We start from the raw sequence: 19160 nt of genomic DNA on the forward strand, positions 1-19160 counted from the left end.
TTATCCCTTCATCACTTTGCTAAAAAAGAAGACGATTATGCGCACAATCACTATCAAGCCTGCCGCCATTACTCATAATCTTAATCAAGTAAAAGCGTTAGCACCAAAATCTAACGTCCTTGCGATGGTAAAAGCCAATGCCTATGGACATGGTGTCGCCGCCGTCCTACCAGCGTTACAGCAAGCAGATGGTATCGGGGTCGCTACTTTAAGAGAAGCGTTAGAAGCACGGCAATTGGGCTGGGATAAAACTATTGGGCTTATTGAAGGGGCCTTTACTGTTGATGAATGGCGACAAGCAATTGAACACGATATCAGTTGCGTGATTCATCATGCGCCGCAATTGGACTGGGCATTAGAGCAAATACCACCTGTTGATAGCGCCACTCGAGTGGTTTGGATAAAGTACAACACGGGTATGAATCGTTTAGGTTTTAATAACCAAACGCTTATTTCAGCCGCAAAATCTCTGCATGATGCTGGCTATCAGCTGATTTTGACCACCCATTTTGCCAATGCTGACAATCAAGATCACCCATTAAATGCCATACAAATCCAGCGTTTTAATGACATGCTAAGTACTTTACGACAAACAGTCAGTACTAGTATTAAAGGATCATTGTGCAACTCTGCTGGTATCGTTAATTTCCCAGAGCATCATCATGATTGGGTACGTCCAGGCATTATGTTATATGGCAGTGCGCCTGTCATCGACCAAAGCGCGTATACGCTAAATTTGCAGCCAGCCATGGAATTTAGCGCACAAATTATTGCCTTGCAGACCGTACAAGCTGGCGACGCCATCGGTTATGGCAGCCGCTGGATAGCCCAGCAAGATGTTAAAACGGCTCTCGTTAGTATTGGTTATGGTGATGGATATCCCCGCGTTGTCAATGAGGATGCTTATGTTTCAGTCATTGACGCCGTAAATCAGCAACGTTACTCATGTGCAGTGATTGGGCGTGTCGCAATGGATATGATTGTCATCGATGTGAGCGCTGTACCAGAGAGTAGCGCTTTAAATAGCAAGGTCATACTATGGGGTGATGCACCGCATGTTGATGAAGTTGCCACCCATGCTGATACGATTGGCTATGAGCTACTGTGTCGTCTAAGCGTACGCCCAAATCGTATACAGATGTAATCGCCATGTCAGATAATGTCTCATCGAATGCAGGTTTGCATGACTGATAAATCATGGCAAATTGGACATTTACATTGAGAGTAATTGCGCTATACTAAAAGTTTGTTGTCATTCCAGTATACGCATTGACGCGATATAATTGCCGGCTGATAACGTATCATTTTCATTGACTTTGTTCGACTGCTAGGATTGCTATGAGTTTGCGCCATTTTTTGACCTTATCTGATTTAACCAAACAAGAACTAGAAAATCTTATCAAACGCGCCAGCGAATTGCGTCATATGCAACATGCAGGCGAGATATACCAGCCCTTTGTTGGTCGTACGCTCGGTATGATATTTGAGAAGTCATCCACCCGCACGCGTATCTCGTTCGAAACCGGCATGGGACAGTTTGGTGGTAGCGCTATCTTCTTATCGCCAAATGATACCCAACTTGGACGCGGTGAGCCAATTGAGGATTCCGCGCGCGTTATCTCTAGCATGGTCGATATCATTATGATTCGTACCTTTGGTCACGAAAAAGTCGAAACCTTTGCAAAATACTCAAGCGTACCAATCATTAATGCCTTAACGGATGAATTTCATCCCTGCCAGTTGTTGGCTGATATGCAAACTTATTACGAGCATCGCGGTAGTATCGAAAATAAAATCGTCACTTGGGTCGGTGATGGCAACAATATGTGTGCATCCTACATGCAAGCTGCCAATCAGTTTGGCTTTGAGCTACGAGTAGCAGCGCCTTATGGCTTTGAGCCTGACCCTGAGCTGATGAAACGCTTCTCACATTGCGTGAGTATCGTTGAAAACGTACAAGAAGCGGCAAAAGACTCTCACTTAATTGTCACTGATGTGTGGGCAAGCATGGGACAAGAGTCTGAACAAAACACGCGTGCGCGTCGTTTTTCCTCTTATCAAGTGACACCATCACTGCTAGATAAAGCCGATTCTGAAGTAGTCTTTATGCACTGTTTGCCAGCGCATCGTGGTGAGGAGATCTCTCATGATATGTTAGATGACCCACGCTCAGTGGTATGGGATGAAGCTGAAAACCGCTTACATGCGCAAAAAGCCTTGATGGAGTTTTTGCTAAAAGACAAAATCAAAATATAGATACTATTTTTCAAAAGCTATTTATACAATCATAGATATTAAAAAGGCAGAGCACATAACTTGTGCTCTGCCTTTTTTAATATGTGATAACCAAGTTAGTGTCTAATAGACAAGCGCTTATTGATTATCGAGTCAGTACTTCAACCCCATTACTGCTGGCTTTTAACAACACATCGGCTTGATTAGCAGCAAAGATACCATTACAGACCACACCGACGATATTATTAAGCTGCTGTTCAAGTGCTATTGGATTACTGACATCCAAATCATAAGTATCCAAAATCACATTGCCATAATCGGTGACAAAGTCTTCACGATAAACAGGCTCACCGCCCATTTTGGCCAACTCGCGCGCCACATATGAACGGGCTTGTGGCAACACCTCTATCGGCACCGGGAACTCACGTCCTAGTATCTCAACACATTTACTAGCGTCAACCATACAAACAAATTTGTTCGATGCAGCAGCAACGATTTTTTCACGCGTGAGCGCACCGCCGCCACCTTTAATCAGTTGCAAATGCGCGTTTACTTCATCAGCACCATCAATATATACATCGAGCTGACCGGCAAAATTTAAGTCAATAATCTCGATACCAAGTGCGCGCAATCTATCTTCTGTCACCTGCGAGCTTGCAACTGCGCCAGCCAGCTTTACTGTTGGTAATAACTCAATCAGACAGTTCACTGTACTTCCTGTCCCTACGCCAAGTATCATATCATCTTCGATATAGCGTAGGGCGGCGCGGGCGGCGGCTTGCTTTTGTGCTTGCTGATCACTCATCATAAGTCCTTGGCAAAATAAACGTATCGCTTTAAAAAAAGTAAAGGGTAAAAGAGGTAAAATGCGCCGCTATTATAACCGATGACTTTGATAGATGTCAGCGTAATAGCACCTCTAATAATAAGATATGACGTTAATTTTTACGACTAAGACAAATAGGGCAACCAAAATACTAAAGCTAATAAGGTGACTAATAACACTGGCGGGGTGATAATCAAACCAATCTTCATATACTGCCCCCAGCTGATTTTATAATCTTTTTCTGCCAATACATGCAGCCATAGTAAAGTCGCAAGACTGCCCATAGGCGTAAATTTGGGTCCTAAATCATTGCCAATGACATTGGCATAAATCATCAGCTCACGAGTGGCGGTCGGTACTTGGGCGCTATCAATCGCTAGTGCGCCTATCAAGGTAGAGGGCATGTTATTCATAATAGATGCCACGATAGCAGAGAGGAATCCTGTGCCCAAGGTTGCTATTAGGGTTCCTTGTTGTCCTAACCAATTTAGGATTTGAGCACCATAAGCAGTTAATCCTGCATTGCCCAAACCATAAACAACCAAGTACATGCCGATAGAAAATAAAACAATCTGCCAAGGTGCTCTACGCACAATTTCAGGCACGGACATCACCGCCCCACGACCGCCTTGCCAAAATCGCCCTGCAATCGCCATAAGTAGTAAGGCTGCTGCGCCAGTCACGAGCGAGATAGGAATACCGAGCGGCTCTGTCGCAAAATAAGCGACAAGCAGCAAAGCCAGTAGCGGAAAAGCGGCTTTGAAAACCAAGGTGTCTTCAATCGCTGACTCAGGCGTGCTAAGGTTAGCCATTGAGTAGTGTATTGGAATGTGGCGTGCATAAAATATCCATAGCACCACTAGCGTCGCTAGTACAGAGACAATATTGACTGGTACCATAACCAAAGCATAACGTCCAAAACCAATATCAAAGTAGTTAGCACTAACGATATTAACGAGGTTAGATGTGACCAATGGCAAACTTGCAGTATCAGCAATAAAACCAGTCGCTATGATAAATGCCAAAGCAGATGGCGGCGAAAAATTTAACCGTAATAAAATCGCAATCACAATCGGGGTCAGTAATAATGCCGCCCCATCATTGGCAAAAAACGCAGAAATAAAAGCGCCTAATATCACAATCATAGGGAACAATAGACGCCCTTGTCCATTACCCAATCTCGCTACATGCAGGGCTGCCCAAGTAAAAAACCCAGCCTTATCTAAGATAAGAGAGATGATAATCAGGGCGACAAAGGTAAAGGTAGCATCCCAAACGATGTCCCACACGACACCGACATCAGATAATTGCACCACACCAAAAGCTAGGGCGACCAACGCCCCGCCCATCGCACTCCAACCAATGCCCAAACCTTTAGGTTGCCATATTACTAGCCCTAAAGTAACGATAAAAATAATCAATGCGAGCATGAACTACCTTACTTAAGCAGACTTACTTAAGAAAACTTAGTGACATTTATTCAAGTAGGCTTCATACAGCCTACTTGATTTAGCCTATTTTATTGAATAAGTATCGAATCGATATTAGGTCAATTTAGAATTAAAAATTAAATCGATTTTTGATTGACGCGTTTTGATACTTCTTCAGCACTTTCAACCCGTTCAGAATAGCGATCAGTCAGATAGGCTGAGCGTCCACGAGTGAGCCACGTAAACTTCACTAACTCCTCACAAACATCAACAAGGCGCAGATATAAAGGCGACTTATCCATGCGATTATCATCGTTAAATTCCAAAAAGGCTTTTGGAATAGACGACTGATTTGGGATAGTAATCATGCGCATCCAGCGCCCAAGAATACGCAGCTGATTGACCGTATTAAAGCTTTGACTACCTCCACTGACTTGCATTATCGCTAAAGTCTTGCCTTGAGTTGGTCGGACGCCGCCCAATGACAGCGGGATCCAATCGATTTGCGCTTTCATGATACTGGTCATACTTCCGTGACGTTCGGGACTGACCCACAGCATACCCTCTGACCACTGCGCAAGCTCACGCAGCTCTTGCACTTTAGGATGATCTGCATCAACAGCATCCGGTAATGGCAAGCCAGATGGATCAAACATCTTCACCTCACAACCATACCAGCGCAATAGACGACTCGCCTCCTCGGCTGCTAGCTTTGAAAAGGAACGCGTGCGCAATGAGCCGTATAACACCAGTATTTTTGGCGCATGGCGTGGGTCATTTGCGCCTATTAAAGACTCAATATCAATAGGATGAATAAGACTTGTATCAATATTAGGCAAATCATCCATATTTACCTTGTCAAGACCACTTTCATCCAAATCAATAGTCTCTGAAACTGTTGCGGCGCTTTTTGTATCAACCTTTAACGTCATAAACAGTCTCTCCATCTTCTTTAGTAAAACTACTGACCGGATTGGCTAATAATGTAAACACTCGCTCCGACGGTCGGCACAACGCCGCGCCCTTATCTGTGACTACAATAGGACGATTGATTAAGATAGGATGGTCAATCATGGCATCGATAATCTCATCATCAGATACGGCAAGGTTGTCTAGACCCAGCTCATCATTAATCGATTCTTTACTGCGTAACAGCTCTCGTGGTGAGAGAGCCATTTTTGCCAACAGCTCAACCAAATACTCGCGACTCGGCGGTGTTTTAAGGTATTCAATCACCTCTGGATTATCCCCTGACGCTTGCATAATGGCTAAAGTGTTACGAGAAGTACCGCATTTTGGGTTGTGAAAAATCAAAGATGTCATAGTAATCTCACCTATTTTTTATGAATATAGAATTGGGACGTTTTTGATTGATAGCAGTTTAACAATGGGGGTGGTTTTTAACATCATCCAGCTCATTAATGCCACCGCGACTATCGGTTGAACAGCCATTTAAATTATTAACAAGAGCCGCACACAGCTCTGGATGTCCAGAGCAGCAATCTTGTAATAAAAACTCAATGACGGTCTGCATATGTGATAAAGAAGCACGGTAGATAATCTGGCGACTTTGGCGCTCTGATATCACCCATCCTGCTCGTGCCAGCACAGCTAAGTGCGTTGACATTGTATTGTGCGGCACAGACAATTGGCGCGCAATTTCACCCGCAGGTAATCCTAAAGGCTCGTGACTGACCAGCAGTCGAAATGCCTTTAAACGAGTTTCTTGTGAGAGGGCGGCAAAACTTATGATAGCTTGAGTCATTTCCATATGTCCAATAATACAGACATATGGAAATGACTCAAGCTTTTTTGGATAAATAAGCAAAAAAACTGGTTTTGTTGATAATTTTCTTTGACTTAATAAACATCAATGACCAAACCGCCGCAAAAACTGTAATTGTGTCTTGCAACATGTTTAAAATCAGCATAGGCTAATCTATTTGATTTTTATCATTCTCTGCATTTTTTGTCGCTGATAGCGACTTGCTTGTTTACTTATAATTCACCGCACTTTTTCATACATACTCTAGTTTAGGAATCATTATGCTGTCACATTGGGTACGAGCCATCTTGCAAGCCACCGTCTATGACGTTGCTATTCAAACACCACTTGAAGCGGCACCCAAACTGACCCAACGTTTTACTAATGACATTCGTTTTAAACGTGAAGACCTGCAACCGGTAAAGTCCTTTAAACTGCGCGGCGCTTATAATCGCATTAGCCAATTAAATGATGAGCAAAAAGCACGTGGCGTGATTTGCGCATCGGCGGGCAACCATGCCCAAGGGGTTGCCTATTCTGCTCGTAAACTTGCTCTTAATAACATTATCGTTATGCCAACCACTACTCCTGATATCAAAGTAGATGCCGTCAGAGCGCTTGGCGGCAATGTCGACTTGTACGGTGATAGCTTTGATGAAGCCAACCGTTATGCCATTGATCGCGCTGAGCGTGAAGGTTTGACTTTTATCCCACCATATGATGATGAGCTGGTGATTGCCGGACAAGGCACCATCGGGCTTGAGCTCACCCAGCAATGGCGCAATATGGATTACGTTTTTGTAGCAGTTGGTGGTGGTGGTCTGATTTCTGGCGTCGCTGCATTTTTGGGCGAAGTTGCCCCGCATGTCAAAGTCATTGCTGTAGAAGCCGACCAATCAGCGTCACTAAAAGCGGCGCTTGAAGCCAATGAGCGAGTCAAACTTGAACAAGTAGGACTGTTCGTCGATGGTGTGGCAGTTGCCCAAATCGGCGAATTACCGTTTGATATTGTTCGTATGCAGAAGAGTGATAAGTCCGGTCCTGTCGTCGATCCTAAAGTCGTCACTTGTACCAATGATGAAGTTTGCGCTGCTGTCAAAGATATCTTTGAAGAGAACCGCAGTATCGTTGAGCCTGCTGGCGCGCTGCCAGTTGCTGGTATGAAAAAATACATCGAGGCTCATAACCTACAAGGCAAAAACTGCGTCGCCATCATTTGCGGTGCTAATATGAATTTTGATCGCTTGCGCTACATCGCTGAGCGTACTGAGATTGGTGAGAAAAAAGAAGCTATCTTTGGCGTAACGATCCCTGAGCAGACTGGCGCTTTCTTAAACTTCTGTCGTAGTCTACACGGTCGTAATATTACTGAGTTTAATTACCGTGCTGATAGTAAGAAATCACCTGATTCTATGGAACCTGCGGCGATATTCGTTGGGATTGCATTAAAAGAAGGTGACAAAGAGCGTCAAACCATCCGTACGCAATTGGTAGCTGATGGCTATACAGCACACGACTTGACCGATGACGATGTCGCCAAATCCCATATCCGTCATCTGATTGGTGGCCATGCTCATGTTGAAAATGAGCAGTTATTACAAGTCACTTTCCCAGAACGTCCAGGTGCTTTATTGACCTTTTTAGAAAAATTGGGTGACGACTTTAATATTACCTTGTTTCATTATCGCAATCATGGCGCTGCTGAAGGTCGAGTATTGGTCGGTTTACAAGCTTCTGAGGGTAACTCTCGCCAGCTACAAGATGCGCTGCTCGATATCGGTTACGACTGCACCATGCTTAATGATAATGTTGGTTATCAGTTGTTTTTGAAATAAAAATAAACGTAGACTATCAATTTATCAGTGGCCGAAAGCATTAATCCCAAATGACATAATGCACAAAAGCCACTTAAATCTTATAGCACTGTCCTAATACAAAAATGGATAATAACCATGACGGCATCCCCTGTGAACAGCAGTGTTGTCAATAACTTCAATGACAAAAACGATGTTAATCGCTTACTGCTCTTTTAATTATTAAAAATACCACCATTATAATCTTACGTTATTGATATCTATGAGGTTTTGATGAGTAAACATAATAAAAACCACAATCAGCCCAGTCATAGCAATCCTGATGCTGTTCGTATGCGTCTTGATAAATGGTTATGGTCTGCACGCTTTTACCGCACTCGCACTCTTGCCAAAGAAGCCATTGAAAGCGGGCGCGTACATTATGCAGGTAGCCGCGCAAAGACCAGTAAAGAGATTACTGTTGGCGATGAATTGCAGATTCGTCAAGGATCAGCCACTGCCATGACTGAAAAGACAGTCGTTGTTGAAGCACTAACGGCGCAACGCGGTAACGCAACAGCAGCTGAAGTATTGTATTCAGAAACCGAAGAAAGCATCGCTCGCCGTGCCTATTATGCTGAGCAGCGTAAACTTGCCAACCTTGCCCGTCCAGACAACAAACCCAATAAAAAAGAGCGCCGTGATTTACATCGCTTTAAAAGCAATCAAGATTAGCTCTGTTGGTAAGATCAGCAATAACATCGCCTCATCTTAAGTAATAATACGGCTAGCGGGTATGCATGAACTGCTGACCCTATTGTTTACTCTCTGCCCTTGCCATTCAAGGTATTAACCGTTACGCTATCACCCATTAACTTACACTCTATAGCATGCTTATAAATCACATTTCTAATGTTGATTTTGATAGCATGTTTTTTTATTGCGACAAAAGGTCATCATATGCCCATCAAAGCGTCTACTCCGTCATCTGTATTATTGGTCTGTTTGGGGAATATCTGCCGTTCACCAACTGCTGAAGAGATTTTTCGTCAGCAAGCAGCGATTGCAGGGTTGTCGATGAAGGTAGATTCGGCAGGCACTGGGGATTGGCATATTGGGCATGCACCTGATGAGCGCGCGCAGCGTCACGCTAAAGCTCATGGTTACAACATCAATAAATTGGTCGCGCGCCAAGTCAGTGCTGATGACTTTCGCGATTTTGATTTAATCTTAGCGATGGATGCACAAAATTTAGCAGACTTGCAGAGTATTAAAAACGGTATAACAAATACCGATAAAAAATTAGCCAAATTGGCTTTATTTAGTGAGGAAGATCCCACTTACGGCGGTGATGATGTGCCAGACCCATACACTGGTGATGGCGATGCTTTTGAAGAGGTAATCGAGCGTATCGAATCAAGTGCACAAGCTTGGATTGAAAGCTGGAAGATATAGTAATCATAAGGCGCTATATTTTTGCTACCTTTATACCTAGCATCCTTTATAATAAATACCATATGACTTTTTGTTTACTTGCCCCATAGGCTATGTTATGACTTCAGCTTTATGCTCTAAACCCAGTGCACCACATACTCTATCTGATGACGTAGCTGATTTGTCTCATAGCAATACCATGGCTTTGGCATGTATGGCTGACTCTGTAGTTACCTTAACGGATGAGGTGCAACTTGATGAGTTTATGGCATATTATGAGCAAGATACTCAACATAGAAAGCCATTATTTGTCTTGTCCGGTGGTAGCAATGTGCTACTACCAGCAAAGCTCAATGCGATTGTCTTACGACCACAAATGCGTGGTATACAGGTGACAGCGCAAACAGACTTTCATGTCGATATCGAGGTAATGGCAGGTGAAAACTGGCACGACTTGGTGGTACATACGGTCGCTCAAGGCTGGTATGGACTCGAAAACCTTGCACTCATACCTGGTCTTACGGGCGCCGCTCCCATACAAAATATTGGCGCTTATGGTGTTCAGCTAGAAGACTGCTTACAGTCTGTACGTGCTTACCATCTGCCAAGTCAAACGTGGCATGATTTGACCGCGGTCGACTGCGAGTTTGGCTACCGTGATAGTATATTTAAACGTCAGCCGAATACGTGGCTAATCAGCCGTGTGGGTTTTAGATTGCATACTGATGCGACAAAGGTGCTGGCAAGCTATGGCGATGTACAGACCGTCGCACAGAGCTATGCGACACAGCAAGGTCGCACCAAACCGATGCCCGCTGACGTAATGCATGCCATCATTGAGATTCGTCAGCAAAAGCTGCCTGACCCGAAGCAATTACCAAATTGCGGCAGTTTTTTTCAAAATCCTATTGTCCCTCAAGATCAATTTGCTACGCTGCAATCATCTTATCCGGCTATCGTTGGCTACCCAATGCCTGACGCAATGACTAAAGTGGCAGCCGGCTGGCTTATCGAACAAGCGGGTCTAAAAGGCGGCGGTATAGAGCCTATTTTTACCCATCAGCAGCAAGCGCTAGTATTGACCAATCACGCGCCGTATATTGCTACCAAACAAGATGTCGCCGCTGCTCAAAAATATATTATAGATACTGTCTATAAGAAATTTGCGATTCAACTGTCGCGTGAGCCAGTATGGGTAAATGCCGATGGCTCCATTGGATACGATGAGCATGTGGTCTAAGCAGTCATGGTCTAATCGCCTATGGCGACATTATTTACGTTCAGCTGAGCGTATGATCAAGCTGTTTCGTATTATCAATGCCACGTTTTTGCTGGGTGCAACGACAGTTATTTTAGTCCTCATCAGTTTATTCACGCCGCTATTTTCTCAAGCAGTAGTCTATATATTGGCTCATCTACCATTACCAAAAATGCCACCTGTTGCTATGAGCTCGCCGCCTACCGCTTATGTGGTATTGGGTGGCGGTCTGACCAATGATAATAATAATCAAATTATCCTCAATCGCTATAGCCTTAATCGCGCCCGTGCTGCCGCTACAGCCTATCACGACCTTCCTCTGCCCATTGTACTCAGTGGTGCTGAAGCGCCTTGGCTCGGTCAATGGCTGATTGAGCATGGTATCGATGGTTTGATCAGCGAAAACGCCAGTATGAATACTTGCGAAAATGCGCGATTTACGGCAAAACGTATCCCTCTGCATCATGTCTATCTCATCACCGACAGCTACCATATGGCACGTGCTCGCAGACAATTTGCCTTAAACGGTATCAATAGCACGGCGATTAATGCCCCCTTACCCGTCATACGTGACTGGATGGAACCAGCACAAAACTTAAGCCATTCTAGGCGGGCGGTTTATGAGGTTGCTGCCTATTTACGCGATGTGATACGACCTCAAGCAAATTGTCGCCAAGCTAAAGAAGTGACGTCGCAGCAGCTGTTGACTCCAAGAGGTAAAGTTGCCAAAACTGCTGACGACTAGAGTCTATACCTCAATTTTAGAAACATACCCTCATAATTATCTACCTTTTTCCCTTTATCCTTACAGGTCAACCATCTCACTGGCAACAGGTGTATAATAGTAAAAGAAACTGCGATTAAAGAGATGTGCCATGCTCAGTATATTTTTACTAATTCCATTAAGTCTCATGCTGTTTGTGGTCGCGATTTGGGCAGTACGTTATGCGGTCAAATCCAATCAATTCGAGGATTTGGATAACGCCTCACAGCGCATTATTTTAGATGATCGTCAAGAACGTCGACAAGTTATACAAGCTCAGGAAAATGTAACACCTATTCAAGAAGTAAAAGAAGTGAGCGCTACTACTTCGATTGAAAAAGAATCTAATAAGCTAAATAATGCGCATATTGTCGCCCCTCCTCTCTCTGATACAGACAAGAACTCAAAAACATAGCCTTGGGCTATTTTACTAATGCGTTACCCACTTATTCTATCTGCATAAGACAGTGGTAAGTCGGTACGCTTTTTACCATTTTTAGGAGTACCTTCCCATGACCACAGCTTTACTCGTTGCGGCATTATTAATGGGTTTTTTTGGTTCACCGCATTGCTTAGGTATGTGTGGCGGCTTAGTAACTGCCTTTGGTCTGTCGATGAAGGATGTCAGCCCCGCCAAGCGCCGTGCATTGGTGGCGACCTATCATTTCGGTCGCTTAACCAGCTACGCATTTTTGGGTTTGATCGCAGGACTGTTAGGTACTGCCGTATTACAACCGTTGATGCAAGGCAATAGTGCACCACGTATTTTGCTTGGTTTGGTATTGGTGTTCGTCGGCATGACCATGCTTGGTGCACCATTTTTAAAGAGACTTGAGCGTTTTGGTATGCGATTTTGGCAATACCTAAGCCCTATTCGTCAAAAAGTATTTCCACTCAATACTTTCCCGCGAGCATTGTCTGCCGGCCTTCTATGGGGATTCTTACCTTGTGGCTTAGTCTATGGCGCCCTACTTATCGCTGTGGTCGCGCACAATCCTCTCAGCGGTGCTGCCTTGATGTTCGTCTTTGGCTTAGGAACCGTACCGATGTTAGTCGCTACTCATGAGACCGTTGGTTGGTTACGGGATAAGATTGGACGTTTTCGCTTAAGACAGCTTAATGGTGCTGTTATGGTATTATCAGGTTTGGCTGTGGTCTTCGTTCCTATCGCCATGTCCAGTATGCATGGTGACCATGGCGGCGGTCATAGCATGGGCATGGCGCATGGTGATACTATGATGATGACTGATACGGATAATACGACTCACCATGATATGAGCCAAATGGATCACAGTATGCACAATATGAATAATGACTCGGTGACGATGGAATAGCATTACTAATCAATGATAATTGCTTAATGTTATAACCAATATTACATGCATAAAAAAGCCCTTAATGATTTATTAAGGGCTTTTTACTGTTTAAAGACTTTAGAGCTTAATTAAAAAATCTTATTAAGGCTGCCACTGCTCAAGCTTAAACTTCGTATCCAAATGCTTCTCTAATGCCGGTATATTAAAGGCATCATCTTCGCTGACAAAGCTAATACTAATACCGGTTTGCCCGGCGCGCCCAGTACGACCTATACGGTGTACATAGTCATCTGGCTGATCTGGTAAGGTATAATTAATCACATGACTGACATCATCAACATGAATACCGCGCCCTGCTACATCCGTCGCAACCAAAACAGAGGCATGCCCGTCTTTAAAGCGCTGTAAATATTTCTCGCGTTTTTGCTGAATCACATCGCCTGATAACATGACAATTTTATGTCCCTGACGCAGCTTATGATATAGGCGCTTTACTTGGTCTTTACGATTGGCAAAAATAATGACCTTTTCTACCGTACTATCCGTGATAATACGCTCAACCGCTTCTAGCTTCTGATCTTCGGTTAAGAGATAAAAATGTTGGTCTACCAGCTCACTGGTTTTATGCTCAGGCTCAATCTCAACAAACTCTGGCTCATGTAACCAGCGATAAGCCAAACCCATCACATCTTGGTTAAAGGTAGCAGAAAACAATAAACTTTGACGGTCGGTATTAGGCGGCATGCGACCGACTAAGCGTTTGATATCGGGTATAAACCCCATATCGAGCATGCGGTCTGCTTCGTCTAATACTAGCACCTCTACGCGGTCTAAATAGACCATGCCTTTGTGCATCAAATCAATCAAGCGACCAGGTGTGGCAATCAAGATATCGACATATTGGCGCTCAAGCTCATGCTGTTGGGTTTCATAATTGGTACCCCCCATAATGCAAACGCTATGCAAAGCGGTATATTTGGTCAAGGCGATACAGTCATCAAATATTTGCTGAGCAAGCTCACGGGTTGGTGCCATGACGACGGCACGTGGCTCACCTAAATGACGCTCTTCATCAGCGGCAAACGGACGTTTGAGTAACGCCTCCATAATCGTCAATAAGAACGTGGCCGTTTTGCCCGTACCCGTCTGTGCCTGTCCAATTGCATCTTGATTTGCCAACGTATGCGGCAGTATCTTTGCTTGAATAGGCGTCAATTCAGTAAAACCTAAGTCACTTACTGCACGCAAGGTCGCTGCTGAAAGTGGCAAATCCGTAAACGTCGTAAAGTTACTCAAAAAAATATCCTTTTATATAAATCGCTTGTATATCATAAATAAATGAGCGGCCATAAGGCTTAGCTGTTTGCATTAAACATTGGCCAGCAGGCGAAGCTGTATAAAACTGATAAGCATAAAAAAGCCAAGCCCTATGTCGATGCTTACCCAATATGCTGCGTTAAAATCAACATAAGTAAGACAGGACGGACTTGACTCAGCAGTATATCAGTAGTTTGTACAGACATTATAGCTAAACTATAAGAATGACTGTCGCGATTACTCTTCTACTTTTCTGACTTCTTCAGCTTGTAGACCTTTATCACCTTCTACCACACTGAACTCAACTTTTTCGCCGTCTTTTAAAGAGCGATAACCATCACCTTGTATCGCGCGGAAATGCACAAAAATATCTTCTCCGCTGTCACGTTGAATGAAACCAAAGCCTTTTGAGTCATTAAACCACTTAACGATACCTTGTTCGCGAGCTGACATAATATTACTTCCTAAAAAGTTTACTTAGTCCCAAATTCCTTTGCATCATTGCATATAAACGGGTACTAAAATTATGAAATCAAAACTTAAGAGTGACTATCCGATATAATATTAGCGAAATCTAAAAGATTCATAATAGCTTTTAATATTTAGCATATAGTCATTTTACTGCCTCTAGTCTTTGGCAAAAACCAAAACCGCTTTACAAAAAAAGCATTAATCATCAAATAAACTAGAATTAGCAACAAACATGTAATGTTTGTTGTGTAAAAAATATCATAGCACGGCTTTTTAGCAACACAAAGACTTTTAATATGATTTTTGGAACTTGAACGGTCTTTTAGAATTATTTTTTTATAACTTAGCTCGCAAGCTGTTAATATAAAGGGATAGAGCACGCTATGTTCTCTAAAATCTGTTATTGTAGTACGCTTATATTCACCAAAAATTTATATAAAGATATTCATTGCTATTCATAGAGACCATTATGACCACCTCATCTCAATCAGCAACGACCACCACTGCATCCCATCAAAAAGCCAATAAAACCCTTACTCATAAACTATTATTGATTAATGGTGTGAATCTAAATCTACTCGGCAAACGTGAGCCTGATATTTACGGTCATATGACCCTTGCTGACATTGAGAGCGCCTTAACCGAGCGCGCAGCAGCACATGGTATTGAGCTGATTTGCAGTCAGTCTAATCACGAAGGCAAGCTGGTCGATGATATCCAGCATTACGGTCTATTAGCAGAGGCAAGTGCGCAGGTCGATGCAATAATTATTAATCCTGCTGCCTTTACTCATACCTCGGTTGCGATACGCGATGCCCTACTTGCCACTCAAAAGCCATTTATAGAGGTACATTTATCCAATGTCCACGCCCGCGAGTCGTTTCGAGAGCACTCTTATTTATGTGATGTAGCCGTTGGCGTGATTTGTGGTTTGGGGCAGCTGGGTTATCATATGGCATTGGATTATTGGCTGACCCATACTTATGCTATAACATTGAATAAGTAGTTTGTTGGCGTTGAAATTTTTATATGCATAATACTGCTAAAAACATGATAAAAATTACTGCGACAAATAGTACAAAAATCGTCATGGCGATACTTTTGGCACAGTAGTCAAACAGCATTTATGTAATTAAAATAATAATATGAGGGTTTAGAAAACAACCCACTATATGGTGATAGGCATGGCAAAATCGTCCGGAACGCGCTTTATGAAACTCGCTGGTATGACAGCAAGTATTGCCGGAAAAGCAGCTAAAAACTCACTAAAGCATCTCTCAAGTGACGAAGAAAAACGCCTACAAGCGCGCTCAGAATTGATGCAAGATGTCGGTATTCAAATCGCTGAAACTTTAGGTGAGATGAAAGGTGCGGTCATGAAGGTAGGTCAAATTGCATCGCAGTATAAAGATGTGTTTCCACCTGAAGTTGCAACCGCATTAGAGAAACTGCAGAAAGATGCACCGGCGATGCCCTATGCGCAGATACGCACACAAGTTGAACGTGAGCTGAAAGCACCTATTCATGAATTGTTTACTGAATTCGAAGAAATGCCATTTGCTGCAGCTTCCATCGGACAGGTACATCGCGCAATTTTACCATCTGGGCAAAGGGTTGTGGTTAAGGTGCAATACCCTGATGTCGACAAAAATTGTGATAGCGACCTAAAACAAGTGCGTATGGCACTAAAAATCGCTGGCGTGCTCAATATGAGTAAGCAATTGCAAGAGCAGTTATTTCACGAAATTCGCCAAAGCTTACATGATGAACTTGATTATATTAAAGAGGCGCATAATCTGCGGGTATTCGGCGCTTTTCATGCCGAAGATACGGGTCTCATTATCCCAAAAGTGATTAGCAGTCACTCTTCTAAAAGAATCTTGACCTTGACAGAAGAGAGCGGCGAAACCTTGACAGTGGCAGCAATGTGGGATAATGATATTAAGCAGAAAATCGCAGTGCGCTTGTTTCATTTTACCGCAGGGCAGCTGTTTGGGTTATATCGAATGCACTGCGACCCTCATCCGGGCAACTTTGCGTTCCGTGATGATGGCAGTGTAGTTGCCTATGATTTTGGCGGGATTCGTAGCTATAGCGACAGCGAAGTTCAATTATTTCGCCGATTTGCCAAGCATGCCTTAAAAGGTGATGTCACTGCGCTTGAGCAAGATTTGGTTGCTCTGGATATACGCCGTGAAGACGATAAAATCGTACCGGGCGAGTTTTATGGAAAATGGTTAGAGATTGGGCTGAAACCCTTATCTATCAAACCCTATCAAGACGGTGATTTTGATTTTGCAAGCAGTCAAACCCATCATGAAGCCATTGCCCAAATGCGCACTTCTTTGAAATACTTTGGACAGTTTCAACCATCAGCCTCTACGATGATGCTCGACCGTACTATATCAGGACAATACTGGAACCTAGTCAATCTAGGAGTGACGATAGATTTGTCGCCACTGGTACATGAATATATAGGTTTTTAGAGCGTTAAATGGCTATAAATATATAGGACAAGTTTTAGTATTGGTTATACATGCAAGGCATGTCCACAGCGGTCACAAAAATCCGCACCTACTGCGTGACCAAATTTACCACAGTTCGGACACGTGACAGGATTGAGCTGCGGGCGCATATTACGTGCAAGCTCTGAAGTGAAAATCCCTGTCGGTACAGCAATGATTGAATAACCTGTAATCATGACCATGGTTGCAATGGCTTGCCCTAAAGGTGTTTTTGGTGACATGTCTCCGTAACCAACCGTCGTCATGGTAACAACTGCCCAATAGATAGATAGCGGAATACTGGTAAAGCCGTTTTCTGGTCCTTCTACGACATAGATAATCGAGCCAAAAATGGTGACCAGTAACACCAGTGACAAGAAAAATACCGTGATTTTTTGCTGACTGGTTCTAAGCGCAGACGCCAAAAACCCTGCTTGTTGCATATAGGCTTCAAGCTTAAGTACCCGAAAGATACGCAAAATACGTAAGATACGAATGACAAGTAAGTACTGTACGCCCACAAACATTAAGCTTAAGTAGCTCGGTAGTACGGACAATAAATCCACTATCCCAAAAAAACTAAACACGTAACGAAAACGATTGGGTGCTGAGAACAACCTGAGCATATACTCAATCGTAAACAAAATAGTAAAAAACCATTCTGCATATAAAAACAGCGTGCCATACTGCAAGCGCATATAGAGCACACTATCGAGCATCACGACCGCCACACTGGCCAAAATCGCGATCAACAATACAATATCAAACAGCTTACCCAAACGAGTATCTGTACCTTCAATAATAATATGAATGCGGTTACGCAAATGAGTAACGGCTTCGGTATTCGGCTGCTTCATAAAGTCAATCAAATCATAGGATCAATGGATATCTAAAACCGGACAGCTTAGGCGTATATGCGTAAGCTAAGATTGGTCAAAATACGTGAAAGTGGTTTATAATATTGAAAGTAATGTGGTTATCGGCTGCTATCCGTCACTACGAAAATAATCGACAGCGGGTCAAAAGCCAGAACATAGCAGTGTAGCAAAAAAGCGCTATTAACAACATACAAATCGTTAACTTAGCGACAGATCACTTACCTGAGCTTAACAGCGAAATCAGGTAATAAAACTGCTGTAGCTATAAAAAATTTTTACCAATAAATATTTTAGCTGTACAATACATCACTCGTAATACTTAAGGACGTCATATGGCAGGCCATTCAAAATGGGCAAATATCAAACACCGTAAAGCCCGTCAGGATGCGGTAAAAGGTAAAGTATTTACCAAAATTATTCGTGAAATTGTTTCTGCTGCCAAGCAAGGTGATCCTGACCCTGATAAGAATCCGCGCCTACGTGCGGTTATTGAAAAAGCCCTGTCCGTCAATATGACAAGAGACACCATCAATCGTGCGGTAGCTCGTGGTACAGGCGGTGATGACAATGACAATATGGACGAAGTCAGCTATGAAGGTTATGGCATCGGCGGCGTCGCAGTATTAGTCGAAACCATGACTGACAATCTCAATCGGACAGTCAGTGAAGTACGCCATGCTTTTACCAAAAATGATGGCAATCTGGGTACTACTGGCTCTGTGGCTTACCTATTCAATAAACGCGGTGAAATAAGCTTTAATGACACAAGTTTAGAAGATGAAGTTATGCTAGTGGCATTAGATGCAGGCGCGCTTGATATCGAAAATGATGGCGAAAGCTTGCTGGTTATCACTGAGTGGGAAAATTTCGGTCATGTTAAAGACGCGCTTAATGCTGCTGGTTTAGTCTCTGACAATGCTGAAGTAACCATGTCGCCATCAACCAGTGCTGAAATAGACAACGTTGCAGATGCCGAAAAAGTCATGAAGATGATTGATATGTTAGAAGATATCGATGATGTGCAAGAAGTTTATAGCAACGTCAATTTTTCAGACGAAGTCATGGCACAGCTTGAGCAGTAATTTTTGTGCTTTTGTCTCGTCCTAAAATAGATTGATAGTTTTTGCTAAGCCAGATACCCTGAGTATCTGGCTTTTTTGTATTAAGCAG

The 19160-nt window shown here is 43.2% G+C and carries 20 protein-coding genes and 1 pseudogene; 13 read left to right on the forward strand and 8 right to left on the reverse strand.

Annotation, left to right across the window (positions count from 1 at the left end):
* The first annotated feature begins 37 nt into the window (after positions 1-37).
* Both alr and argF read left to right on the forward strand, forming a co-directional pair.
* Positions 38-1144: an alanine racemase gene (alr, locus tag JMX89_RS08410; RefSeq protein ID WP_201532150.1), complete on the forward strand. Its 1107-nt coding sequence runs from the start codon at positions 38-40 to the stop codon at positions 1142-1144.
* A gap of 194 nt (positions 1145-1338) precedes the next feature.
* Complete coding sequence (argF, locus tag JMX89_RS08415) at positions 1339-2256, forward strand: ornithine carbamoyltransferase (RefSeq protein WP_011513792.1); 918 nt, start codon at positions 1339-1341, stop codon at positions 2254-2256.
* A 124-nt stretch (positions 2257-2380) separates the two neighbouring features.
* Here the strand turns inward: argF and rpiA are convergent, their stop codons facing one another.
* From rpiA to JMX89_RS08440, 5 genes are all read right to left on the reverse strand, one after another.
* Positions 2381-3040 carry a ribose-5-phosphate isomerase RpiA gene (gene rpiA, locus JMX89_RS08420; protein WP_181209920.1) on the reverse strand — a complete coding sequence of 220 codons (660 nt, stop codon included), beginning with the start codon at positions 3038-3040 and terminating at the stop codon, positions 2381-2383.
* A 146-nt stretch (positions 3041-3186) separates the two neighbouring features.
* Positions 3187-4491 (reverse strand): arsenic transporter, encoded by a 1305-nt coding sequence (locus tag JMX89_RS08425; RefSeq protein WP_201532149.1) that lies wholly within the window; start codon positions 4489-4491, stop codon positions 3187-3189.
* A gap of 137 nt (positions 4492-4628) precedes the next feature.
* Positions 4629-5339: an arsenical resistance protein ArsH gene (arsH, locus tag JMX89_RS08430; protein WP_201532196.1), complete on the reverse strand. Its 711-nt coding sequence runs from the start codon at positions 5337-5339 to the stop codon at positions 4629-4631.
* 67 nt (positions 5340-5406) lie between these two features.
* A complete protein-coding gene (arsC, locus tag JMX89_RS08435; RefSeq protein WP_201532148.1) occupies positions 5407-5814 on the reverse strand; it encodes an arsenate reductase (glutaredoxin) in 408 nt (135 codons plus the stop codon).
* Between the two features lie 58 nt (positions 5815-5872).
* Positions 5873-6256 carry an ArsR/SmtB family transcription factor gene (locus tag JMX89_RS08440; protein ID WP_265088684.1) on the reverse strand — a complete coding sequence of 128 codons (384 nt, stop codon included), beginning with the start codon at positions 6254-6256 and terminating at the stop codon, positions 5873-5875.
* Between the two features lie 281 nt (positions 6257-6537).
* Between JMX89_RS08440 and ilvA the strand changes: the two genes are divergently transcribed.
* The 8 genes and pseudogenes from ilvA (at position 6538) to JMX89_RS08480 (ending at position 12838) form a co-directional block, all read left to right on the forward strand.
* Positions 6538-8091, forward strand: coding sequence for a threonine ammonia-lyase, biosynthetic (ilvA, locus tag JMX89_RS08445; RefSeq protein ID WP_201532146.1), 1554 nt, complete (start codon positions 6538-6540; stop codon positions 8089-8091).
* A 95-nt stretch (positions 8092-8186) separates the two neighbouring features.
* A pseudogene (locus JMX89_RS12980) lies at positions 8187-8246 on the forward strand (excalibur calcium-binding domain-containing protein); the annotation flags it as partial.
* A gap of 97 nt (positions 8247-8343) precedes the next feature.
* Positions 8344-8784: an RNA-binding S4 domain-containing protein gene (locus JMX89_RS08455; protein ID WP_201532145.1), complete on the forward strand. Its 441-nt coding sequence runs from the start codon at positions 8344-8346 to the stop codon at positions 8782-8784.
* Between the two features lie 225 nt (positions 8785-9009).
* The gene (locus JMX89_RS08460) at positions 9010-9504 is read left to right on the forward strand and encodes a low molecular weight protein-tyrosine-phosphatase (RefSeq protein ID WP_011513800.1); all 495 of its coding nucleotides are present in this window, start codon (positions 9010-9012) and stop codon (positions 9502-9504) included.
* 97 nt (positions 9505-9601) lie between these two features.
* Positions 9602-10723 (forward strand): UDP-N-acetylmuramate dehydrogenase, encoded by a 1122-nt coding sequence (murB, locus tag JMX89_RS08465; RefSeq protein ID WP_201532144.1) that lies wholly within the window; start codon positions 9602-9604, stop codon positions 10721-10723.
* The gene (locus tag JMX89_RS08470) at positions 10707-11486 is read left to right on the forward strand and encodes a YdcF family protein (RefSeq protein ID WP_227673058.1); all 780 of its coding nucleotides are present in this window, start codon (positions 10707-10709) and stop codon (positions 11484-11486) included. Before murB ends, JMX89_RS08470 begins: the two co-directional genes overlap by 17 nt.
* Positions 11487-11616: 130 nt before the next feature.
* A complete protein-coding gene (ccoS, locus tag JMX89_RS08475) occupies positions 11617-11919 on the forward strand; it encodes a cbb3-type cytochrome oxidase assembly protein CcoS (RefSeq protein WP_133104593.1) in 303 nt (100 codons plus the stop codon).
* 97 nt (positions 11920-12016) lie between these two features.
* Entirely contained in the window at positions 12017-12838 is an 822-nt protein-coding gene (locus tag JMX89_RS08480; RefSeq protein WP_201532143.1) for a sulfite exporter TauE/SafE family protein, read from the forward strand.
* Between the two features lie 123 nt (positions 12839-12961).
* On the opposite strand, the gene JMX89_RS08485 is transcribed toward JMX89_RS08480, so the two are convergent.
* On the reverse strand, positions 12962-14116 hold the full coding sequence (locus JMX89_RS08485; RefSeq protein WP_201532254.1) for a DEAD/DEAH box helicase: 1155 nt from the start codon (positions 14114-14116) through the stop codon (positions 12962-12964).
* 258 nt (positions 14117-14374) lie between these two features.
* Positions 14375-14590: a cold-shock protein gene (locus tag JMX89_RS08490; protein ID WP_011513806.1), complete on the reverse strand. Its 216-nt coding sequence runs from the start codon at positions 14588-14590 to the stop codon at positions 14375-14377.
* Between the two features lie 487 nt (positions 14591-15077).
* Here JMX89_RS08490 and aroQ point away from each other — a divergent pair, with 487 nt between their 5' ends.
* Together aroQ and JMX89_RS08500 are read left to right on the forward strand one after the other, a co-directional pair.
* Positions 15078-15614, forward strand: a complete 537-nt coding sequence (gene aroQ / locus JMX89_RS08495; protein ID WP_201532255.1) for a type II 3-dehydroquinate dehydratase — start codon at positions 15078-15080, stop codon at positions 15612-15614.
* 178 nt (positions 15615-15792) lie between these two features.
* On the forward strand, positions 15793-17094 hold the full coding sequence (locus JMX89_RS08500; RefSeq protein ID WP_201532256.1) for an ABC1 kinase family protein: 1302 nt from the start codon (positions 15793-15795) through the stop codon (positions 17092-17094).
* 44 nt (positions 17095-17138) lie between these two features.
* Here the strand turns inward: JMX89_RS08500 and JMX89_RS08505 are convergent, their stop codons facing one another.
* Positions 17139-17969, reverse strand: coding sequence for an ion transporter (locus JMX89_RS08505; protein WP_011513809.1), 831 nt, complete (start codon positions 17967-17969; stop codon positions 17139-17141).
* A gap of 353 nt (positions 17970-18322) precedes the next feature.
* Here JMX89_RS08505 and JMX89_RS08510 point away from each other — a divergent pair, with 353 nt between their 5' ends.
* Entirely contained in the window at positions 18323-19072 is a 750-nt protein-coding gene (locus JMX89_RS08510) for a YebC/PmpR family DNA-binding transcriptional regulator (protein WP_011513810.1), read from the forward strand.
* The last annotated feature ends 88 nt before the right edge of the window (positions 19073-19160 follow it).

The sequence above is a fragment of the Psychrobacter sp. DD43 genome (genome assembly GCF_904846555.1).
Taxonomy (GTDB): domain Bacteria; phylum Pseudomonadota; class Gammaproteobacteria; order Pseudomonadales; family Moraxellaceae; genus Psychrobacter; species Psychrobacter cryohalolentis.

Coding starts and splice junctions, on each gene's coding strand:
- arsC (WP_201532148.1), bottom strand. CDS start 5,814: ATGACATCTTTGATTTTTCACAACCCAAAATGCGGTACTTCTCGTAAC.
- arsH (WP_201532196.1), bottom strand. CDS start 5,339: ATGGATGATTTGCCTAATATTGATACAAGTCTTATTCATCCTATTGAT.
- aroQ (WP_201532255.1), top strand. CDS start 15,078: ATGACCACCTCATCTCAATCAGCAACGACCACCACTGCATCCCATCAA.
- JMX89_RS08480 (WP_201532143.1), top strand. CDS start 12,017: ATGACCACAGCTTTACTCGTTGCGGCATTATTAATGGGTTTTTTTGGT.
- alr (WP_201532150.1), top strand. CDS start 38: ATGCGCACAATCACTATCAAGCCTGCCGCCATTACTCATAATCTTAAT.
- JMX89_RS08470 (WP_227673058.1), top strand. CDS start 10,707: ATGAGCATGTGGTCTAAGCAGTCATGGTCTAATCGCCTATGGCGACAT.
- ccoS (WP_133104593.1), top strand. CDS start 11,617: ATGCTCAGTATATTTTTACTAATTCCATTAAGTCTCATGCTGTTTGTG.
- JMX89_RS08425 (WP_201532149.1), bottom strand. CDS start 4,491: ATGCTCGCATTGATTATTTTTATCGTTACTTTAGGGCTAGTAATATGG.
- JMX89_RS08500 (WP_201532256.1), top strand. CDS start 15,793: ATGGCAAAATCGTCCGGAACGCGCTTTATGAAACTCGCTGGTATGACA.
- JMX89_RS08505 (WP_011513809.1), bottom strand. CDS start 17,969: ATGAAGCAGCCGAATACCGAAGCCGTTACTCATTTGCGTAACCGCATT.
- JMX89_RS08460 (WP_011513800.1), top strand. CDS start 9,010: ATGCCCATCAAAGCGTCTACTCCGTCATCTGTATTATTGGTCTGTTTG.
- ilvA (WP_201532146.1), top strand. CDS start 6,538: ATGCTGTCACATTGGGTACGAGCCATCTTGCAAGCCACCGTCTATGAC.
- rpiA (WP_181209920.1), bottom strand. CDS start 3,040: ATGAGTGATCAGCAAGCACAAAAGCAAGCCGCCGCCCGCGCCGCCCTA.
- JMX89_RS08455 (WP_201532145.1), top strand. CDS start 8,344: ATGAGTAAACATAATAAAAACCACAATCAGCCCAGTCATAGCAATCCT.
- JMX89_RS08510 (WP_011513810.1), top strand. CDS start 18,323: ATGGCAGGCCATTCAAAATGGGCAAATATCAAACACCGTAAAGCCCGT.
- murB (WP_201532144.1), top strand. CDS start 9,602: ATGACTTCAGCTTTATGCTCTAAACCCAGTGCACCACATACTCTATCT.
- JMX89_RS08490 (WP_011513806.1), bottom strand. CDS start 14,590: ATGTCAGCTCGCGAACAAGGTATCGTTAAGTGGTTTAATGACTCAAAA.
- JMX89_RS08440 (WP_265088684.1), bottom strand. CDS start 6,256: ATGACTCAAGCTATCATAAGTTTTGCCGCCCTCTCACAAGAAACTCGT.
- argF (WP_011513792.1), top strand. CDS start 1,339: ATGAGTTTGCGCCATTTTTTGACCTTATCTGATTTAACCAAACAAGAA.